Origin of the sequence: Amycolatopsis sp. lyj-23, assembly GCF_046549135.1 — a bacterium.
Lineage (GTDB): Bacteria > Actinomycetota > Actinomycetes > Mycobacteriales > Pseudonocardiaceae > Amycolatopsis.
In genome coordinates, this window is the sequence record NZ_JAJPWN010000025.1 from 75,585 (window position 1) to 93,966 (window position 18,382).

The window sequence follows — 18,382 nt, forward strand, 5'->3', positions numbered from 1 at the left end:
CGGTAAAATCGTTCGCCTCGCTAAGGATTTCCGGTAGCGTCGGAGCCGTGCGCCCTGCCGACATCGAAGCCCTCGTCGCCCCCGGCCGTCCCGCCCTGCGCGGGAACCTGCTGCTCACGGCGTTGAAGAAACCGGACCTGCCGACGAACGCGACGCACGGTGCCGTGCGGCGCGTCTCGCTCGACGGCGGGGAAGCGGCGTGGACCCACGGTCCTCGCGACTCGGCACCGGCGATCTCGCCGGACGGGCGCTGGGTGGCGTTCCTCCGCGCGGGTGAGGGCCAAGGCGCCGACGGGTGCCCGCAGCTGCACGTGATGCCCGCGGACGGCGGCGAGGCCCGCCGGCTGACGTCGCTGGCCCTCGGGGCCGGGGAACCGGTGTGGGCGCCGGATTCGCGGCGGATCGCGTTCACCGCCCGCGTGCCCGAGGCGGGTCGCTATGGCACCCCGGACGCCGACGGCGAGACGCCGGAGCCGGCCGCCGAGGCCCCGCGCCGGATCACGCGGATGGACTACCGGATCGACGACGTCGGGTTCCTGCGCGACCGCATGCAGCGGCTGTTCGTCCTCGACACGGTCGAGCCCGGGGAACTCGAGCCGCTGACCGCCGGCGGGTTCGACGCGGCGCACCCAGCCTGGACACCGGACGGGACGCGCGTGGTGTTCACCGCGCCGCCGGAGTGGGGCGCGGCCGAAAGCGACCACCGCGACATCTGCGCGATCCCGGCCGAGGGCGGCGAGCCGGAGGTCGTCGTGCGCGGCGCGGGGTACTCCGAGCGGCCCGCGTTCGGTGCCGACGGCACGCTGTTCTACTTCGGACAGTCCTTCGAGGACCACCACGAGGCTTCGCCGACCGGGCTCCACGCGGCGACGCCGGAGTTCGGCGCCGGCCCGGTGAAGGCCCGCCGGCTCACCGACGCCGAGACGGTCGACTGCGAAGCCGCGGCCGGCCCGCCGGCCCCGCGCGGGGACGACGTCCTCGTGGCCGTCCGCAACCGCGGCGCGGTGGAGCTGCGCGCGGTCGCCGCCGACGCCGTCGAGGCGCCCTTGGCGGATCTGGCGGTGGTCTACGCGGAGCAGGCCGCGGTGCGGTCGTTCACGCTGGACGGCCCGGTGCTGGCGGCGGTGATCGCCACCCCGTCGACGTCGGGCGAGGTGGTGCTGCTCGGCGACGACGGCCCGAAGGTGCTCACCGACTATTCGAAGCCGTTGCGGGACAAGGGTATCCGGCCGATGCTCGAGCTGGAGACCACCGCGCCGGACGGCTACCCGGTGCACGGCTGGCTGGTGCTGCCCGAAGGCGAGGGCCCGCACCCGGTGCTGCGCGTGGTGCACGGCGGCCCGTTCACCCAGCAGGAGTGGGCGCTGTTCGACGAGGCGCAGGTGTACGCGTCGGCGGGCTACGCGGTGGTGGTCGGCAACCCGCGCGGATCGGCGGGCTACGGGCAGGCACACGGGCACGCGATCACCCACGGCTTCGGCACGGTCGACGTCGACGACGTCCTGGCCCTGCTCGACAAGGCCTTGGAGCGACCGGACCTCGACGCCTCCCGCGTCGGCATCATGGGCGGCTCGTACGGCGGTTTCATGACGAGCTGGCTGGCGGCCCACCACGGCGAGCGCTTCAAGGCGGCGTGGAGCGAGCGGGCGGTCAACGCGTGGGACTCGATGGTCGGCAGCTCCGACATCGGCTACTTCTTCGTGGACGCGTACATCGGCTCTTCGCCGGAGGTCCAGCGCGACCGGTCGCCGCTGTCGTACGCGGCGCAGATCAAGATCCCGTTCGCGGTGGTGCATTCGGAGCAGGACTGGCGCTGCCCGCTGGAGCAGGCGGAGCGGATGTTCGTGGCGTTGCGCCGGGCGGGCGCGCCGGCGGAGATGCTGCTGTTCCCGGGCGAGGGGCACGAGCTGAGCCGGTCCGGGCGGCCGCGGCACCGGATCCAGCGCTTCGAGGCGATCCTCGAGTGGTGGTCGCGGCACCTGTGACCCGGGGGCTCGTGTGCTTCGACGTCGACGGCACCCTGGTTCCCGGCACGAGTTCGTGCGCGTGGGTGGCCGCGGCGCTGGGCCACGAGGCCGAGCTCGTCGCGGCCGAAGCGGCTTACGCGGCGGGGCGGATGACCAACCAGGGAAGCGTCGGTCATCGACGCCCGCGGCTGGGCCGGGCACACCGAAGCCGAGGTCGCTGCCCGGCTCGAGACGCTGCCGCTGGTCGACGGCATCGCCGAGACGGTGGCGTGGTGCCGGGACCACGGCCTGCGCCCGATCCTCACCACGCTGGCGTGGACGCCGGTCGGGCGCCTGCTCGCCGGCCGGTTCGGGTTCGCGGCGTACTGCGGGCCGGTGCCGGAGGCTCTCGGCGGCCGCTACACCGGGCGGGTCGCCGAGCACCTCGACGAGTTCGGCAAGCGGGACTTCGCGCTTTCGCAGGGCTTCGCGCCGCAGCGGTGTGCGGCGATCGGGGACAGCCGGTCCGACCTGCCGCTCTTCGCCGCCGTCGGGATGAGCATCGGCTTCAACGCGGCTCCGGACGCCCGCGCCGTCGCGACCCACGTCGTCGACGGGCCGGACCTGCGGGCGGTCGTCCCGCTGCTCGCGGCTCAGTTCAGCAGCGTGTAGTTCAGCTCTTCGCAGACGCGGCCGAGCGGGACGTCCAGGCCGGGGTGGTCCAGCGGCAGCAGCACGTCCGGCGCGATGGGCAGTGCGGCGCCCGCCGGCGGGTCCCACAGGCAGATCGCGGGGTCGCCGGAGTCCATCGACGAGCGGTACCAGAGGCCGTCGAGGTCGCTGAACGCGCCGCGGATCGCGCGGGCCCACGCCTGCGTCAGCTTCTTGGGCCCGCTGGAGATCTCCTGCGACGCACCGACCCGCGTCGGCCAGAGGCCGGTGAGGTCGAGCAGGCGCAGGGTGCGCGTCGGGCGGACGACGACCAGCCGGGGACCGCGGGTGCGGCGGTCGACCGTCGAGCTGGTCTGGAAGACCTCGGCGACCGACGTGCGCACGGTGAGGCCGAAGTAGAGGACGCCGTTGGCGGGATCGGTGACCGGTGCACCGCCGCGGCCGGGCGACTGCTGGTCGAAGCGGCCGTGCGGGAGCGGGCCGGTGTAGCGGAACGAGTTCCACTGCTGGGGGTGGTTGCCGTGCGCGGTGAAGATCCGTACGAGCCTGGTCGCGGGCTGGACCGTCACCACGTCGTCGGCGCGGTTCAGCTGCCGGACCAGGACGGATCGGGCGGGCGGCAGCGGGAGCCGGGCCATGGGTCGGGGGTGGTCCGTCCTTGTCGGTGATCTTGCTCGGGAGGGTCCAGCCTAGAGTGGCGTACCGAGCGTGGCGATGAGGCGGGCTACGTGGTCCGGGTCACCACCGGAGAGGAGCCATTGGCGCGGGGTCGCGGGTTGGTCGTTGATGACGAGATCGGCCTGCGGAGTGCTCATGAAGGCGGCGACGACGAGCGCGGGCTGGTCGTCGGGCAGGGCCTTCAGCACGACCTCGAGCCCGGGCAGCACGCCCGAGCCGGCGAACTGCCAGGCGGGGAGCCGCCAGCCGCCGTCCTTCCAGCCGGTCAGCCGCCCTTCTTTGAGGCGGTGCCGGATCCGGCTGTCGTCGACGCCGAGGGCCTTGGCGGCCTCGTTGACGCTGAGCGCGCCCTCGGCGAGCACGGCGTGGGCGGCGACGGTTCGTGCTCGGAAGTCCGGTTCGTCCTCACGCCTCGGTGACAGGTCCAGGCCGACATCGGCGAGCGCGGCGCGCTGGTCGGCCGAGAAGTAGTGCGAGGGATCCGGATTCGGTGGCGACAGTCTGCGCGCCGCGTCTTCGACGAGAGTGAGGAACTCGTTCGCGTCGACCTTCAGGCCCGCCTTGGCGAGGATGTTCTCCAGCGCTACAGACATGTGCCTCAGGTTAACCCGAAACAGCGCGCGTGTGCGGGTTCGTGCGGTTTCTTGCCCTGTCTGTGGGTGAATTCACCAGAGATCGACACTCAGGGCACATCATCCAACACGTTGAGTAGGCAACTTCCGGTCAGTTTCCCTGGGTCGGGGGAGCTTGTCCAGTGGGTCTCGGCCCGCTCTGCGGTTGGCCTCCGGCTCGTCCTCGGCTTGACAGGGTCGGAGGCGGCACTTACGTTCCGGGTGAGTAAACGATTTCCGCTCCGTGCTCACAGGCCCCCGGCGTTGCGGCGCCGGCGGTGGGGGACACAGGGGGTGGGGCGTGCCTGGGGGGCCCGGCACGAGCCGGCCCCCGGGCACGCCGCTCGCTTCCGACCGCCCCGGTACGCACGCCGACCATCCAGGCACGCGAGCCGACCCTCTGGGTACGCGAGCCGACCCTTCCGGCGCCATCCGACCGCTCCGGTACGCACGCCGACTTCCCAAGCGCGCGAGCCGACCCGTCCTGGGCGTCAGCGGCGGGAGCTCTTCCGGACGATCAGCCGGGCTTCCAACGTCGTCGTCGTGGTGTCTCGGCTGCTGTCCGCAATGCGGGCCAGCAGCAGCTGTGCCGCCACCCGGCCGACTTCGTACGCCGGCTGGGCCACCACCGTCAGGGGTGGGTCGATCAACGTCGTCCACGGGGCGTCGTCGAACGAAACGATGCCCACGTCCCGGCCCGGGCGCAGGCCGCGGGCCGACAGGGCTTCCAGGACTCCGATCGCCATCGTGCTGTTCGCGACCAGCAGCGCGTCCGGCGGCGACGGCTCGTCCAGCAGCTCCAACGCCGCCAGGCGCGCGCCCTCGGCGCGGTACTCCCCGCGCCGGAACAGGACGTTGTCTTCGCCGACGACGTCGGTGTACCCCGCCAGGCGGTCTTCGGCCGTGCGGACACCCGGGGGGCCGGTCAGGCAGCCCACGCGCCGGTAGCCCCCGGCGAGCAGGTGCCGCGTCGCTTCGGCGGCCGCGTGGCGGGTGTCGACCAGCACCTGGTCGCCCTCCGCCGCCTGCAGCGGGCGGTCCACGGCCACCAGCGGCGTGCCCTGGCGGCGCAGGCCCTCGACGTTCGTCGACCGGCCGGTCGGCGACAGCACCACACCCGCGACGCGCTCCTGCAGCGCGACCTCGATGTAGCGCCGCTCCTTGTCCTCGTTTTCATCCGAGTTGCAGAGCACCACCGAGTACCCGGACCGCTGCGCGAGGTCCTCGACGCCCCGCGCGATGGCGGTGAAGAACGGGTTCTCGACGTCCGAGATGATCAGTGCGAGCACCGCGGTCTCCTGGCGGCGGAGATTCCGGGCCAGCCCGTTCGGGTGGTACCCGAGTTCGGTGGCGGCCTCCTGGACCCGGGCGGCCAGCGTGGGGTCCACAGTGGACTTCCCGTTGAGCGCGCGCGACACGGTCGCCGTGGAGACGCCGGCCCTGGCTGCGACGTCGCTGATGGTGGCCACACGCCCTCCCTGATCACTCGTCGAGGGGGAGGATAGCGCTCCTGGTAGTCGTTTACCGTCCGCTTACCTTTTCGGGTGAACGGCCACTTCCGGTTGTCCGCAGGGGTTACGCCGAACGGAGTCGATCACGCACGGCAACGTCCACAGTGGAAGTTCAGCGGAAGTACCCCCGAGGCGTGAGGCCGGTCAGCGCCCGGCACTCGCGGCTGAGGTGGGCTTGATCGGCGTACCCCGCGGCGGCGGCCAGCGCGGCCAGGGTGGCAACGCGCGGGGCGAGCGCAACGGCCCGTTGGAACCGGCTGACCCGGAGGTAGGTGGCCGGCCCGTACCCGACGGCCTGCACGAACCGCCGCCGCAGCCGCCGCTCGCTCACCGCGGCGGGCAAGACGGGCGCCGCCCCCGCCGGCCGGCTCCCGCCGCTCCCGAAAGAAACATCGGCCACCCGGGCCACCCCTTCGTCCAACCGGGCGATCAACGCCGCCACCGCGGCGTCCGGCGGCGGCGAATCCGCCAGCCGCTCCGCCACCGCGCGTACCGGCGGCACCTCGCCCTCCAGCAGCCGCTCGGCCGTCGGCCACCCCCACAGCTCGGCCACCGGCACCCGCCTGTCCCGCAGCTCGTCCGCCGCCACGCCCAGCACCACCGCCGCTGAACCCGGGCGGAACCGCACTCCCCGCAGCACCACTCCCGAACTGGTCACCGACGACCACGCCGCCGTGTCCGGGCCCGCCACGAACGCCACGCCGTCGCCCACCACCAAGTCCACGCAGCCGTCCGGGACGATCCGCTTCGGACCCTCCGAAGCCGACCGCCACACGCACTTCACCACGCCACGCACCGCCGCCGGTGCGACCGCCTCCTCGTACACACCCCCGATCATGCCCCGGGGGTCCGACAAAACCGGGCAGCCACCCGTCCGGGTGAACATCGAACTTCCGGCGAAGAGCTGGTAACACCGCGTGAGGTCACGGCGAGATAGAGGTCGACGCACTCGACGGAAGTGCGCGGACGAGAGAAGACCTCTCCATGGGCGTTTCCACCGCGAACCGGCGTGACTGCGCCGGGCGGGCTCGGTCGGCCGGCAGCTTCGTCGTCGTCCTCGGGGTGCTCGCCGCGGCCTTCGCGGTGACCGCCTACGTCGTGCCCCGGTCCGCGCGGGGTCCCGTCGCCAAGGAAGATCCTCCGGTCGCGCCGGCCGCGGTCCGCGCCGTCCGCCACAGCGTCGTCTACGAACTGCTCGGCGAGCACGGCGCCCGCAACGTCACCTACGCCGCCGCGGGCTCGGCGCTGACCCAGCAGGCCGAGGTCGCGACACCGTGGTCGGCGCGGTTCACCCGGGTCGGCCCGGCCGGCCGCAGCGAGTTCTACAGCGTCGCCGCCCGCAACCCCGGACCCGGCGCGCTGCGGTGCCGGATCGTCGTCGACGGCGTCGTCGTCGCCGAAAAGACCGAGACCGAACCGGACCGCCTCTTCAGCTGCGCCGTCTGACCGGCAGGATCGGCGGCGTGAACGCCGCGATCACCTTCGGACCCGCCCTGGTGGCGGTTCTCGTCCTGCTCGCCGTCGCCGGGGCCGCCGTCGTCCAGGCCGGCGGCCTCGGCCCGGGACGCGCCGTCCTCGTCGCCGCTGTCCGCGCGGTCGCCCAGCTCGCCGCCGTGTCGCTGGTGATCACCGCCGTCCTGCGCTCGGCGCCGCTCACCGGCGTCTTCGTGCTGCTGATGTTCGGCATCGCCGCGGTGACGTCGGCGCGGCGCGTCGGCACCCGCAAGAACCTCCCGTGGACGGCACTGGCCATCGGCGCCGGCGTCGCGCCCGTGCTGGGACTCGTCCTCGGCGCCGGCGTGGTCCCGCTGAAGCCGATCGCCGTCGTGCCGATCGCCGGCATCGTCATCGGCGGCGCCATGACGGCCACTTCGCAGGCCGCCCGCCGCGCGCTCGACGAACTCGAGGCCCGCCACGGCGAGTACGAGGCCGCACTGGCGCTCGGGTTCCTGCCGCGCCCGGCCGCGCTCGAGATCTGCCGCCCGTCCGCCGGGCACGCCCTGATCCCCGCGCTCGACCAGACCCGCACGGTCGGCCTGGTGACGCTCCCGGGCGCCTACGTCGGCGTCCTGCTCGGCGGGGCGGGCCCGGTCCAGGCCGGGATGACGCAGGTGCTCGTGCTGATCGGGCTGCTCGCCGCGGAGGCCGTCTCGATCCTGGTGGCCGTGCAGCTCGTCGCGGCCGGGAAGCTCAGCCGAGCGGCGCAGCCAGGTGGGCGGTGTCGTTGAAGCGCCGCACGATCCAGTTGTCGCCGTGCACCACCAGGTGCGAGATCGACCCGTTGTCGGCGCCGAGGAACGCGAACCGCTCGACCGAGCGGCTGGCCTGCGCGAACACCTCGCCGATCACGCCGCCGTGGGTGAACACCGCGACCCGCTGGTCCGGGTGCGCGGCCGCGATGCGGGTGAGCGCGCCGCGCAGCCGGGCCCCGAACGCCTCGTCGGACTCCGCGCTCGGGATCACGTCCCAGCGCTGCTCGGCCCACAGCCGGTCGACGATCGGGTGGCCGTCGGCGGTGTACTTCCGGAACAGGCCGTTCTCCCAGTCGCCGAGGTGGATCTCGCGCAGGTCCGGCTCCACGGCCGGGGTCAGCCCGAGCTTCTCCGCCAGCGGGGCGGCGGTCTGGACCGTGCGGCGCAAGGTCGTCACGTAGATCGCGTCGATCCGCTCCCCGGCGAGCCGCTCACCGACGCGCCGGGCGTGGTCACGGCCTTCCGGCGCGAGGTCGGGGTCGGCCTGGCCGTCGACGAGCTCGAACGGGTCGTCGCCGCGGGCCGGGGCGGATTCGCCGTGCCGGACCAGGAAGATCTCCGTCGAGCCCGGGGGCGGGCTGAAGCGGTGCTGGCGGTATTCGATCTCCTGCTCGGGCGTGCTCATAGCCCCGACATTAGCCGAGTTGCTTGTCCACGAAACACCAGCGCCACGTCTCGCCCGGCTCGAAGCTGCGCATGACCGGATGGCGGGATTCGTGGAAGTGCTGGGTCGCGTGGCGGCGCGGCGAGGAGTCGCAGCAGGCGACGTTGCCGCACTTCAGGCACATCCGCAGGTGCACCCAGGTCGTCCCCTCGGCGAGGCAGGCGGCGCAGCTGTCGGCCGAGCTGGGGTCCTTGTCGACCCACTCGTGGGCCAGGTGCTTGCACGACCCCGCGGTCGCGGCCGGGGTGCGCAGCTCACGGCCCTCCACGTCGGGTTCTTCCTCGTCGCGGTCGAGCATCGACTCCTCGATGTCGAGCCGCTCCAGGACCCGGCGCAGGACGTCGTCGTCGGCGCTGCCGCTGGCGCGGGCCTTGAGGAACTGGTCGCGCTCGACCTCCAGCAGCGCCAGCCGCAGCCGGCGGTAGGCGTCGCTGGGGGTCTCGGCCAGCGCGCTCTGCCGGCCGAGCTGCTCCCACGCCGAGTCGGTGCGGTGCTGCAGGCGGTCGCGCAGGCGCTGGATGATCTCCGGCGGGTCGTCGTCCGTCCGGATCTCCTCCAGCTTGACCAGCGCCGCCCGGGTCATGTCGTGCAGGACGGCCGCCTCCTGCAGCGCGTCCTCCGCCGGGTCCGGCCGCGGCAGGCGCAGCTTCCGGATCAGCGGCGGCAGCGTCATGCCCTGCACGGCCAGCGTGCCGGCCACCACGACGAACGCCGCCAGCACCAGCACGGCCCGCTGCGGGGTGTCCGCGGGCAGCACGAACGCGGCCGCCAGCGTCACCACCCCGCGCATGCCCGCCCACGCGATGACGGCGGAGTAGCGCCACGGCCAGATCTTGGCCTTGACCCTCCCGGGCAGGAGCCGCCGCTCGACGCGTTTCACCGTGCCGATGCCGATCAGGTACAGCACGCGGGTGAGGATGGTCGCGCCGAGCACGGCGACGCAGATCCAGGTGAGCGTGACCAGGGACAGCCCGCTGTCGCCGACTTCGGCGAGGATCCGCCGCAGCTGCAGGCCGATCAGCAGGAAGACCAGGTTCTCCAGCAGGAACTGGATGGTCTGCCAGTTCAGCCGGGACGCCAGCCGGGTGGAGCCGGAGAGGATCTGCGGGGCCTTGTGCCCGAGGATCAGCCCGGCGATGACGACCGCGAGCACGCCGGAACCGTGGATCGCCTCGGCCGGGATGTAGGCGATGAACGGCACGGCGAACGACAGCGCGGTGTCGAGCACCGGCTCGTCCATCCGGGCGCGGATGAACGCGGCCACGAAGCCGACGAGCAGGCCGACGACGGCCCCGCCGATGGCCGCGCGGAAGAAGTCCGCGCCGACCTGCCAGAGGCTGACCGAACCGGCCAGCGCGGCGATGGCCGTGCGGAGGGCGACCAGCGCGGCGGCGTCGTTGAAGAGGCTCTCGCCCTCCAGCAGCCGGATCAGCTTGCGCGGCATGCCGACCCGCCGGGCGACGACGCTGGCGGCGACCGCGTCCGGCGGCGCGACGACCGCGCCGAGCGCGATGCCGCCGGCCAGCGGGAGGCCCGGGATCACCGCCCAGGCGACCAGGCCGACGCCGAGCGCGGTGAACACGACGAGCCCGACCGACATCAGCCCGATCGCCCCGCGGTTCTTCCGGAAGTCGACCAAAGACGTCTGGATGGCCGCCGAGTACAGCAGCGGCGGCAGCAGGCCGAGCAGCACGACCTCGGGGTCGAGGTGGACCTCGGGCACGCCGGGGACGTACGAGCCGGCGACGCCGACCACGATCAGGCACAGCGGGGCGGACCAGTCCAGCCGCCGCGCCACCGCGCTGACGACGAGGACGGTCACGACCAGCGCCACTATCTCTGCAGCTACGTGCACGCGCTCATCATTACCCGTCCGCCGCGGCGGGTGTCACCTGGCCAGCTCGGGGAGCACTTCGGCGACCAGCTGGGTGTCCATGTACTCCGTGATCTCCCGGATCCGGCCGCCTTCGAGTCGGAACACGAAGCAGTACTCGTTGTCGTAGCGCGCCCCGGCCTTGGTGGCGACGCTGCCCTGCGTCTCGACCACGACGACGTCGTCCTCGGCGACGAAGCGGCTCGCGGTACTGGTGTAGGTGCCGTCGAACTGCTCGCCCAGGGGGCCGAGCAGGTCGCGGCGGACCGAGTCCTTGCCGCGGAAGCGGCCCGACCAGCTTTTGTGCCCGCTGACGGTCCAGACGACGTCGTCGGCCATCGCGCCGATCAGCGGCCGGATGTCGCCGGTCGCCCAGGCGTCGAAAGCGGTCTTCAGGAGCTGCTTGTTCTCGGCTGCGGTCAAGTTCCCCTCCGGTGTGTGTGCCCCAGTCAACACGCTGGAGCGCACTCCAGGGCAAGTCCCTACGCTGGGGATCGTGACGACGGTGGAGATCGCGGCCGGTGCGCTGCGCGGGTCCGAACGGGACGGGGTCCGGACCTTCCTCGGCGTGCCCTACGCCGAGCCGCCGGTGGGGGAGCTGCGGTTCCGCGCGCCCCGGCCCGCGAAGCCGTGGTCCGGCGAGCGCGACGCCACGAACTGGGCGCCCCGCGCGCCGCAGCCCGAGCTGACCGGCCGGGGCTTCACCGGTGACGAGGACTGCCTCTACCTGAACGTCTACGCGCCCGCGGCGGCCGGCTCGTACCCCGTGCTCGTCTGGATCCACGGCGGGGGCGGTGTGCAGGGGGCGCCCCACCAGTTCGACGCGTCCGCGTACGCGCGGCGGGGCGTGATCGTGGTGACCGTCGCCTACCGGCTCGGCGTGCTCGGCATGCTCTACCTGCCGGAGGTCGCCGACGTGAACCTCTCGCTGCGTGACCAGGTCGCGGCGCTCGAGTGGGTGCGCGACAACATCGCCGCGTTCGGAGGTGATCCGGGCCGCGTGACACTGGGCGGGCAGTCCAACGGCGGCCGCACGGTGGGGACGCTGCTGGCCGTGCCCGCCACGCAGGGCCTCGTCCACCAGGCGATCGTGCAGAGCGGTACCGGGGTCGGCTCGGTGGTCCACACCCCGGCCGAAGGCGCGGCCTTGGCCGAAGCGGTGCTGGCCGAACTCGGCGGTTCGCCGGACGACCTCGCGACGCTCTCGGTGACGCGGATTCTCGAGGCGCAGCAACGGGTCTCGGCCCGCTCGGGCACCAAGGTCACCTACCGCGTGGTCGTCGGCGACGAGCTGCTGCCCCGGCGGCCGCTCGAGGGCGTCCGCGAAGTGCCGCTGCTCATCGGGACGACCGCCGACGAGGAGGACCTGTTCAGCTGGCTGCAGTCCGGCGGGGCGAAGCTGCTGGGCGTCGGCTCGACGATGCTGACCGCCGACGAGATCGAGAAGGCCGTCAACGCGTATGACGACTTGCTCGACTGGCCGGCGGACCAGATCCGCAACCGCGCGCTGACCGCGGGAGACTGGTGGATCCCCGCGATCCGCTTCGCCGAGAAGCAGCCGGACGCGTGGATGTACCGCCTTGACTGGCGGATCGCCCCGCGCGGCAAGGGCATCGGGGCGGTGCACGGCCTCGACCTGCCACTGGTCTTCGACGACATCCGCAACCGCAACTGGCGGTTCCTCTTCGCCGGCCGGACCTTCCCGGCCGAGCGGATGCAGGCGCTGGCGACGGAGATGTTCGGCGCCTGGGTCCGTTTCATCACCACCGGCGAACCCGGCTGGCCGCGCTACACGACCGAGGACCGCGTCACGCGGATCTTCGACGACGTCTCCACCACCGTCTCGGACCCGGACCGCGAGCAGCGCCTCCTCTGGGCATGAACCAGGGGGGCACTTCCACGTGAAAGTGCCCCCCTGGTCCGGTGCTAGACGGTGATCTTGTCGACGTTCGGGCCGCCGTTGGCGGTCGTCGCGGTCGCCTTGATCTTGTTCGTCCCGGCGGTCAGGGTCACCGGGATCGTGACCGTCTGCCAGGTGTCCCAGCTCCCGGTGCCGCCGAACGCCGCGCCCGACACGACTTTCGTGCCGTTGACCGTGATGTCCATCGGACGGTTCGTCGTGGTGCCGTTGGCGAACCGCAGCACGACGTTCGCCGGTCCGGCCGCGGCGGCGGGCACGGAGAACTCCACCGCGCTGCCGGTCGCGTTGTCGTAGTTGACGAACCCGGTTCCGGTGTAGCCCAGGTGGTTCGACTCCGCCACGCCGTTCGTGATCGTCGCGTCCTCGGCCTGGTAGTCCGCCGGGGTTCCCGGGTTCACCGAGCCGTCCGCCGGGACCGTCTTCGTCCCGGTGTTCCAGCCCGCGACCCGCACGGACGGCTTGGCGCCCTTGAGGTCCGCGGTCCGGTACGTCGCCGTCAGCGTCGCCGACTCGCCCGGCCAGAGGCTGACCTGGTTGTCGGTCCACCGCACCGGCAGCACCGGTGCGCCCGCCGCGCCGAGGACGTGCGCGTCGACGAAGAACGCCGGCACCTTGCCGGACGAGTCGTTCTTCAGCGTCACCTCGGTCGTCGTGGTGCCGTCGGCGTTCGCCGTCGAGGACGCGCTCGCGCCGACCGTGACCGGAGCCAGCGAATTCAGCCCCGAGAGGTCCGCGTACGACGTCGTCGGCGTGTAGTACCAGTCGCTGTTGGCCCAGTCGAGGGTGTCGGCCTTGGTGGACAGCCAGTACACGTTCCGGCTGACCTCCTTGCCCGAGCCGTCGGTGAGCACCAGCTTCGCCAGGTACGTCGTCGACAGCCCGCTCACCGAGCCGATGGTCAGCGCGGTGGTCTTCGCGCCGTCACCGCCCACCGAAACCGCCTTGGACTGGTCGTACTTCGCCGTGCCGTCCAGGTTGAACAGCTGCACGCGGGCGGTGAGGCCCGACGCCGCGTCGTGGTTGTGGTTGACCACCACGACCGACTTCGTGTCGTACGAGTACTGGATGTGCAGCGGCTCGTTCGCCTTCTTGGCCCCGAAGTAGGAGCCGTTCTGGTCGAGGTAGGCGTCGAACAGCTGCCAGTGCAGCGACGTCCAGCCGCTGTTGAGCATCCAGTAGATGATCCCGGTGGCCGGGTTCGAGCTGTCGCTGAAGTTGCGCGAGTGCGACTCGAACTCGGCGCGGACGTTCTCGTACTGCGCCAGCTGCGCCTTCCGGACGAAGTCGTCCAGGCTCGCCGGCTTGCCGTAGCGGCCGGTGAGCGCGTCGCCGAAGAGCTTGAGGTTGGCGAACGTCGAGGACGAGGACCGGTGGTACTGCGCGGTCGACGGGCTCTTCCAGAGCGTGTCGAGCTCGCTCGAGGACATCATCCGCTTCAGCGTGTCCATCGTCGGGATGTCCGGCCCGGCGCTGGTTTCGGAGTTGAAGCCCCACGCGCCGCCGAGGTCGCTGTGCGCCTTGTCGTACCAGTAGTTCGGCGGGACGTAGTCGTACGGGCCGTTCATCTTCATGCCCGACGACCCGAGCTGCGGCGACGACTTCGCCGACGCGGCCGGCACCACCGGCGTGGGCCAGTCGGCGGCGCTCAACGCGTCGAGGTAGTTCTTCTCGATCGTCGCGTCGGGGGCGAAGTCGCTGCCGATGAGGAACGAGATGACGCTCGGGTGGTCGCGCAGGCGCTCGGCCTCCGCGGTCATCGACGCCTTCGCGACCGGGTAGTCGGCGGCGGTCCAGGGATCGCCCTTCTCGTCGCCGTTGACCTGGCCCTCCCACTTGTCGCAGCACTCCCAGCCGGGCAGCGTAAGCACGCCCATCCGGTCGGCGAGGTCGAAGAACTCGTCCGGCTCGATGTGGCCCTCCAGGCGCACGGTGTTGAGCCCGAGGTCCTTGACGTAGGCGAGCTTGTCGGCCGCGTATTGGGCGTTCCAGCGCAGGAACAGGTCCGGCGAGTAGCCGCCGCCCTTGATCAGCAGCGGGCGTCCGTTGATCGTGTACGCCCGGCCGCCGCCGGAGTTCTTGTTCGCCGTCACCGTGCGCACGCCGAAGCTCGAGTGGGCGGTGTCCGATGCCGTCCCGCCGACGCTCGCGGTCAGGTCGAGGTCGTAGAGCGGCTGGCCGCCCATCCCGGCCGGCCACCAGACCTGCGGGTTGTCGATCCCGACCGCGCCGAAGGTGACGGTCTTCTTCTCCTTGGCCGCCAGGCTCACCGTCTGGCTGATCGCGCGGCCCGCGACCGTGCCGGACACCGTCGTGCTCACCGCGGCCGCCGAGTCGTTGCGGACGTCGGCCTTCACCGTCAGGTCGGCGTGGGTCAACCCGGTCAGCTTCGTGACGACGTGGCCGCCGCGCAGCGCCACCGGGCCGCTGCGCCGGACGAGGACGTCCCGCACGATGCCCATGTTCTGGTCCGGCGGGGTCTGCGCCCAGTCGATCCAGCCCATCGACAGGTCCTTGTTCGGATCGTTCGGGTAGACCTTGAACGCGACGCTGTTCGTGCCCGCCTTCACCTGCGCGGTGATGTCGAGGTCGTGGCGGGTGTAGGCGCCGGTGACCTGGGTCTTGTCGGCGACGCGCGTCCCGTTGACCCAGACGTCGGCCTTGGACAGCACGCCGCTGAAGTCGAGGTAGGTGCGCTGGGTGGTGTCGGTGACCGTGAGGTCGGTGCGGTACCACCACGGGACCGCGAAGTCGGCGGTCGGCACGTTCTTCATGTTGGTGGAGTAGAACGGGTCGGCGTACTTGCCGTTGGCCAGCAGGCCGGCGTACACGGTCGAGCGCGGCCCGACCGGGTACCAGCCCGCGGTGTTGTAACCGGGCTTGGAGACCGCGGAATCGTCACTGACTTGGGCGGACGTCTGGATCAGGAAGCCGGGGACGGCGGTGGCCGGTGCCGCGGCCGCGACGGCCGCTCGCGCCTGTTCCTGCCCGGTCGCGGCCGGGACGGTCGCCCCGGTCGCGGCGACGGCCAGCACCGCCGCCGCGAGGAGAGTCCGGGTTCTTCTCTGCCGATAGCTCACTAGCGCGCCTCCTAGGCACCCACGGCGGCGGGGGACAGCGGACCATCGTTAGGGAACTTTCCTAACAATTGCGACGATCGTAGCGGCCCGCTCACGCCGGGAACAGGGGTGTTTCGTCAGACCCGGGCGGCCTGCCACGCCGCGGCGGCGCGCAGGGCCAGCAGGAGCGGCAGGAACCGTCCTCCCAGAGCCGGGCCGGCAGTGCCCCGCTGAGCGGGACGCCGCCGGTCAGTGCGGCGCCGATGGCGGGGAGGTCGACGTCGAAGAGCGTCAGGCCGGCGCTGTAGAGCCGTTCGCCGCTGACCGGACGGCGCCGGGCGACTTCGGCGCTGTCGACGGCCAGTTCGGTCAGCCCGAAGAACTCCGGCTTGGCCCCGCGTTCCATCCAGCGCGCGAAGCCGACCACCTTCGTGACGCGGACGTCGGCGGGGGTCAGGCCGCTCTCCTCGCACAGTTCGCGTTCCATCCCGGCGCGGACCGCGGTGTGGAGGAACCGGCGCGTGCCGCCGTCGGGCGTGCGGAGGTCGCGCGGCTCGAGCGAGCCGCTGCCCGAGGGGGCGAGCAGCAGCCCGCTGACGGAGTTGAGCGGCGACTGGCGGACGGTGACCAGCTTGCCGTCGGTGGTGAAGGCGACCGTGGAGACGCCGACGAGGTCGGCCAGCGCGCTGCCGCTCAGCTCCCGCAGCGCGCCGGCGGTGTCGGTGAGCTCGGCCTTGCGCAGGTCGTACTCTTCGCCGGTGTCCACGCGCGTGATGCGCAGCGCGGCGAGCTCGTTCGAGCAGACGGCGTCGAAGAACCGCGCCCGGTGCAGCCGGATCGGCGCGGGCCGGGCTCCGGCGGCGGGCAGCGGGTCGCCGCGCATGCCGACGATGGGGCCGTTGAACAGCAGCCGGCCGCGCGCCCGCAGCGGCAGCACGTGCGGCGCGGTGGCCTTGAGCGACGGCGGCAGCCGGTAGGGCTCCTCGGCGACGTCGATGGTGTGCCGCTCCTGCCACAGGTCACGGTCGATCGCCGCGCTGACCAGCGCGGTCCCGCGAGCGGGTACGGCGAGGTAGCTCGCTTCCGGATAAGCGGCGGGCGGCGGCAGTTCCGCGGTCGGGAAGGGCGCGGCGATGGTGGTGAACTCGAACCCGGCCCACCGGCGGCGCAGCAGCCGCACGTCCCGGGTGAAGGTGGCGACCCCGAGACCGAGCGCGACGACGGACAGGACGACGCCGACGGCGCTGGGCAGGATGGTGACGGCCCCGAGCACGACCCCCAGCCCGGACGCGGCGAGCGGCCACTCCCGGGCCCCGATGAAGCCGAGGTAGTCCGCCTTGGCGCGGGCGCGGCGCGTCAGTTTCCCCATCGCCGCACTGTTTAGCACGATCGGGGCGGGTTTAGGCCTCGGCGTCGAGGTAGACCCAGTGGCCGTCGTCACGCCGGAAGCGGCTGTTCTCCTCGAGGAAGCCGTCCCGGCCCCGGTGGCGGTAGTGGGCGCGGAACTCGACGGTGCCTTCGTTGTGCAGCAGGCCCCCACCGCTGCGGCCGAGGATCTCCAGCCGCGTCCACTCCTGCCCGGGATCGAGCCGCAGCTGCCGCGGCCGGGTGCCGGGGTGCCAGGTCCGCAGGAGGTACGCGGTGTCACCGACGGCGAAGGCGCTGAACCGCGACCGCATGAGCAGTTCGGCGGTGGGAGCGGCGAGCCCCCCGTCGTGGAACCGGCCGCAACAGGCGGCGTAGGACCCGGCGAGACCACACGGACAGGCGGCGGGAGGCATCGGGGAATTGTGCCACGGGCGACCTGCCGCCGCCCGGGCGCCGCGGGGGTGGCTCCCGCGACCGTCCACTCCGGACTAACCCGCGTTGACCGGCTTCCCGCTCTCCCTGGCCTCCTGCGCCCCGCGGACCGCGAGCCGGTCGGCTCGCTCGTTTTCCGGGTGGCCCGCGTGCCCCTTCACCCACAGCCACTCGACGCGGTGGCTGCCGATCGCGGCGTCGAGGCGTTGCCAGAGGTCCGCGTTCTTCACCGGTTCGCGGGCCGCCGTCTGCCAGCCGTTGTTCTTCCAGCGGGGGAGCCACTGCGTGATGCCGTTGCGGACGTACGTGCTGTCCGTGTAAACGCGAACCTGGGACGGCCGGGTCAGGGTCTCCAGGGCGCGGATCGGTGCCGTCAGCTCCATGCGGTTGTTCGTCGTCGGCGTGGCCTCGCCGCCGTACAGCTCGCGCTCGTGCTTGCCGTAGCGCAGCACCGCGCCCCAGCCGCCCGGTCCGGGGTTTCCGCTGCACGCTCCGTCGGTGTAGATCTCCACGTCCACGCGGCGACCCTACCGGGCGCCGTGCTCGCCGAAGGCGGCCACACCGGGTTACGGTGAACCTCCGGAGGGGAACCATGGACGACACTGCGGACGGGGCGCTCCTGGCCTACCTCGCCGACGCCGACCGCGACTACCTGCTCGGCCGCGGCACGCGCCGCCGGTTCCGGGCGAACTCGCTCGTGCTCATGGAGGGCGATCCCTCCGACCACGTCCACGTGCTCGTCACCGGCTGGGTGCGGGTGTCCGCCGTCGTCGACGACGGCCGCGAGGTGCTCTTCGGGCTCCGCGGCCCCGGCGAAGTGCTGGGCGACCTCGCCGCGGTCACCGGGCGGCCGCGGTCGGCGTCGGTGCGCGCGATCGAACCCTGCACCGTCTTCCAGCTCACCGGCGCCGACTTCGTCGACGTGCTGCACACCCGGCCCGCGATCGCCGTCGCGACGATCAAGACGGTCGCGGCCAGGCTCCGCAACGCCGAGTCCGCCCGGGTCGACGTCGCCGCCTTCGACGTCAGCCGCCGCGTCGCCGTGGTGCTGGTCCGGCTGGCCGAGGAGCGCGGCCGGCCGGAGCCCGACGGCGTCGTCATCGACGCGCTGTCACAGGAGGACATCGCCGCGCAGATCGGCGCGGCCCGCCGTACCGTTGCCCGGGCGCTGCGCGTGCTGCGCGAGCGCGGGATCGTCGAGACCGGCCGTCGCCGGTTCCTCATCCGGGAGCTGCGCGTCCTGCGCGCCTTCGCGCGTTCTGAGCCAAACGGCACACAAGGCGCGTGACAGCGGACATCTGACCGCCCGCGCCGCACCGCGAAGCTGGGGACGGCCGGGAAGAAACCGATGCCTCCCGGCCGGCTTTCCTTTCCAGCGGGGCGCCGCACTGCCTTCCG

17 protein-coding genes are annotated in these 18,382 nt (G+C 72.5%); 6 read left to right on the forward strand and 11 right to left on the reverse strand.

The window, feature by feature from the left end; genetic code table 11:
• The first annotated feature begins 47 nt into the window (after nt 1-47).
• Nucleotides 48-1,985, forward strand: coding sequence for an alpha/beta fold hydrolase (locus tag ACLJPY_RS45060; RefSeq protein WP_410597129.1), 1,938 nt, complete (start codon nt 48-50; stop codon nt 1,983-1,985).
• 156 nt (nt 1,986-2,141) lie between these two features.
• Complete coding sequence (locus tag ACLJPY_RS45065) at nt 2,142-2,618, forward strand: HAD family hydrolase (protein WP_410597190.1); 477 nt, start codon at nt 2,142-2,144, stop codon at nt 2,616-2,618.
• Here ACLJPY_RS45065 and ACLJPY_RS45070 read toward each other — a convergent pair.
• From ACLJPY_RS45070 to ACLJPY_RS45085, 4 genes are all read right to left on the reverse strand, one after another.
• Nucleotides 2,600-3,256, reverse strand: coding sequence for an RES family NAD+ phosphorylase (locus ACLJPY_RS45070; protein WP_004558748.1), 657 nt, complete (start codon nt 3,254-3,256; stop codon nt 2,600-2,602). The two genes, ACLJPY_RS45065 and ACLJPY_RS45070, sit on opposite strands and share 19 nt — an antisense overlap.
• Before the next feature lie 51 nt (nt 3,257-3,307).
• Nucleotides 3,308-3,889, reverse strand: a complete 582-nt coding sequence (locus ACLJPY_RS45075; RefSeq protein WP_410597130.1) for a DNA-binding protein — start codon at nt 3,887-3,889, stop codon at nt 3,308-3,310.
• Nucleotides 3,890-4,398: 509 nt separating this feature from the next.
• Nucleotides 4,399-5,376 carry a LacI family DNA-binding transcriptional regulator gene (locus ACLJPY_RS45080; RefSeq protein WP_410597131.1) on the reverse strand — a complete coding sequence of 326 codons (978 nt, stop codon included), beginning with the start codon at nt 5,374-5,376 and terminating at the stop codon, nt 4,399-4,401.
• Between the two features lie 154 nt (nt 5,377-5,530).
• Nucleotides 5,531-6,193: a helix-turn-helix domain-containing protein gene (locus ACLJPY_RS45085; RefSeq protein ID WP_410597191.1), complete on the reverse strand. Its 663-nt coding sequence runs from the start codon at nt 6,191-6,193 to the stop codon at nt 5,531-5,533.
• 209 nt (nt 6,194-6,402) lie between these two features.
• Between ACLJPY_RS45085 and ACLJPY_RS45090 the strand changes: the two genes are divergently transcribed.
• Nucleotides 6,403-6,864, forward strand: coding sequence for an MmpS family transport accessory protein (locus tag ACLJPY_RS45090; protein WP_410597132.1), 462 nt, complete (start codon nt 6,403-6,405; stop codon nt 6,862-6,864).
• Nucleotides 6,865-6,881: 17 nt separating this feature from the next.
• A complete protein-coding gene (locus tag ACLJPY_RS45095; protein WP_410597133.1) occupies nt 6,882-7,646 on the forward strand; it encodes an ABC transporter permease in 765 nt (254 codons plus the stop codon).
• On the opposite strand, the gene ACLJPY_RS45100 is transcribed toward ACLJPY_RS45095, so the two are convergent.
• From ACLJPY_RS45100 to ACLJPY_RS45110, 3 genes are read right to left on the reverse strand one after another with little or no spacing between them, the layout of a single operon-like run.
• Nucleotides 7,609-8,295, reverse strand: a complete 687-nt coding sequence (locus tag ACLJPY_RS45100; protein ID WP_410597134.1) for a histidine phosphatase family protein — start codon at nt 8,293-8,295, stop codon at nt 7,609-7,611. The two genes, ACLJPY_RS45095 and ACLJPY_RS45100, sit on opposite strands and share 38 nt — an antisense overlap.
• 10 nt (nt 8,296-8,305) lie before the next feature.
• A complete protein-coding gene (locus ACLJPY_RS45105) occupies nt 8,306-10,168 on the reverse strand; it encodes a Na+/H+ antiporter (RefSeq protein ID WP_410597192.1) in 1,863 nt (620 codons plus the stop codon).
• A 54-nt stretch (nt 10,169-10,222) separates the two neighbouring features.
• Entirely contained in the window at nt 10,223-10,630 is a 408-nt protein-coding gene (locus tag ACLJPY_RS45110; protein ID WP_410597135.1) for a nuclear transport factor 2 family protein, read from the reverse strand.
• 73 nt (nt 10,631-10,703) lie between these two features.
• Between ACLJPY_RS45110 and ACLJPY_RS45115 the strand changes: the two genes are divergently transcribed.
• The gene (locus ACLJPY_RS45115; RefSeq protein ID WP_410597136.1) at nt 10,704-12,089 is read left to right on the forward strand and encodes a carboxylesterase/lipase family protein; all 1,386 of its coding nucleotides are present in this window, start codon (nt 10,704-10,706) and stop codon (nt 12,087-12,089) included.
• A gap of 44 nt (nt 12,090-12,133) precedes the next feature.
• On the opposite strand, the gene ACLJPY_RS45120 is transcribed toward ACLJPY_RS45115, so the two are convergent.
• The 4 genes from ACLJPY_RS45120 to rnhA all read right to left on the reverse strand — a co-directional run bounded on the left by ACLJPY_RS45120 (nt 12,134) and on the right by rnhA (nt 17,502).
• Complete coding sequence (locus ACLJPY_RS45120) at nt 12,134-15,205, reverse strand: glycosyl hydrolase 2 galactose-binding domain-containing protein (RefSeq protein WP_410597137.1); 3,072 nt, start codon at nt 15,203-15,205, stop codon at nt 12,134-12,136.
• Nucleotides 15,206-15,296: 91 nt separating this feature from the next.
• A complete protein-coding gene (locus ACLJPY_RS45125; protein ID WP_410597138.1) occupies nt 15,297-16,553 on the reverse strand; it encodes a hypothetical protein in 1,257 nt (418 codons plus the stop codon).
• Nucleotides 16,554-16,584: 31 nt separating this feature from the next.
• Nucleotides 16,585-16,965 (reverse strand): YchJ family protein, encoded by a 381-nt coding sequence (locus ACLJPY_RS45130; RefSeq protein ID WP_410597139.1) that lies wholly within the window; start codon nt 16,963-16,965, stop codon nt 16,585-16,587.
• A gap of 75 nt (nt 16,966-17,040) precedes the next feature.
• Nucleotides 17,041-17,502, reverse strand: a complete 462-nt coding sequence (gene rnhA, locus ACLJPY_RS45135) for a ribonuclease HI (protein WP_410597140.1) — start codon at nt 17,500-17,502, stop codon at nt 17,041-17,043.
• Between the two features lie 74 nt (nt 17,503-17,576).
• Between rnhA and ACLJPY_RS45140 the strand changes: the two genes are divergently transcribed.
• Entirely contained in the window at nt 17,577-18,272 is a 696-nt protein-coding gene (locus tag ACLJPY_RS45140) for a Crp/Fnr family transcriptional regulator (protein ID WP_410597141.1), read from the forward strand.
• Nucleotides 18,273-18,382: the final 110 nt, after the last annotated feature.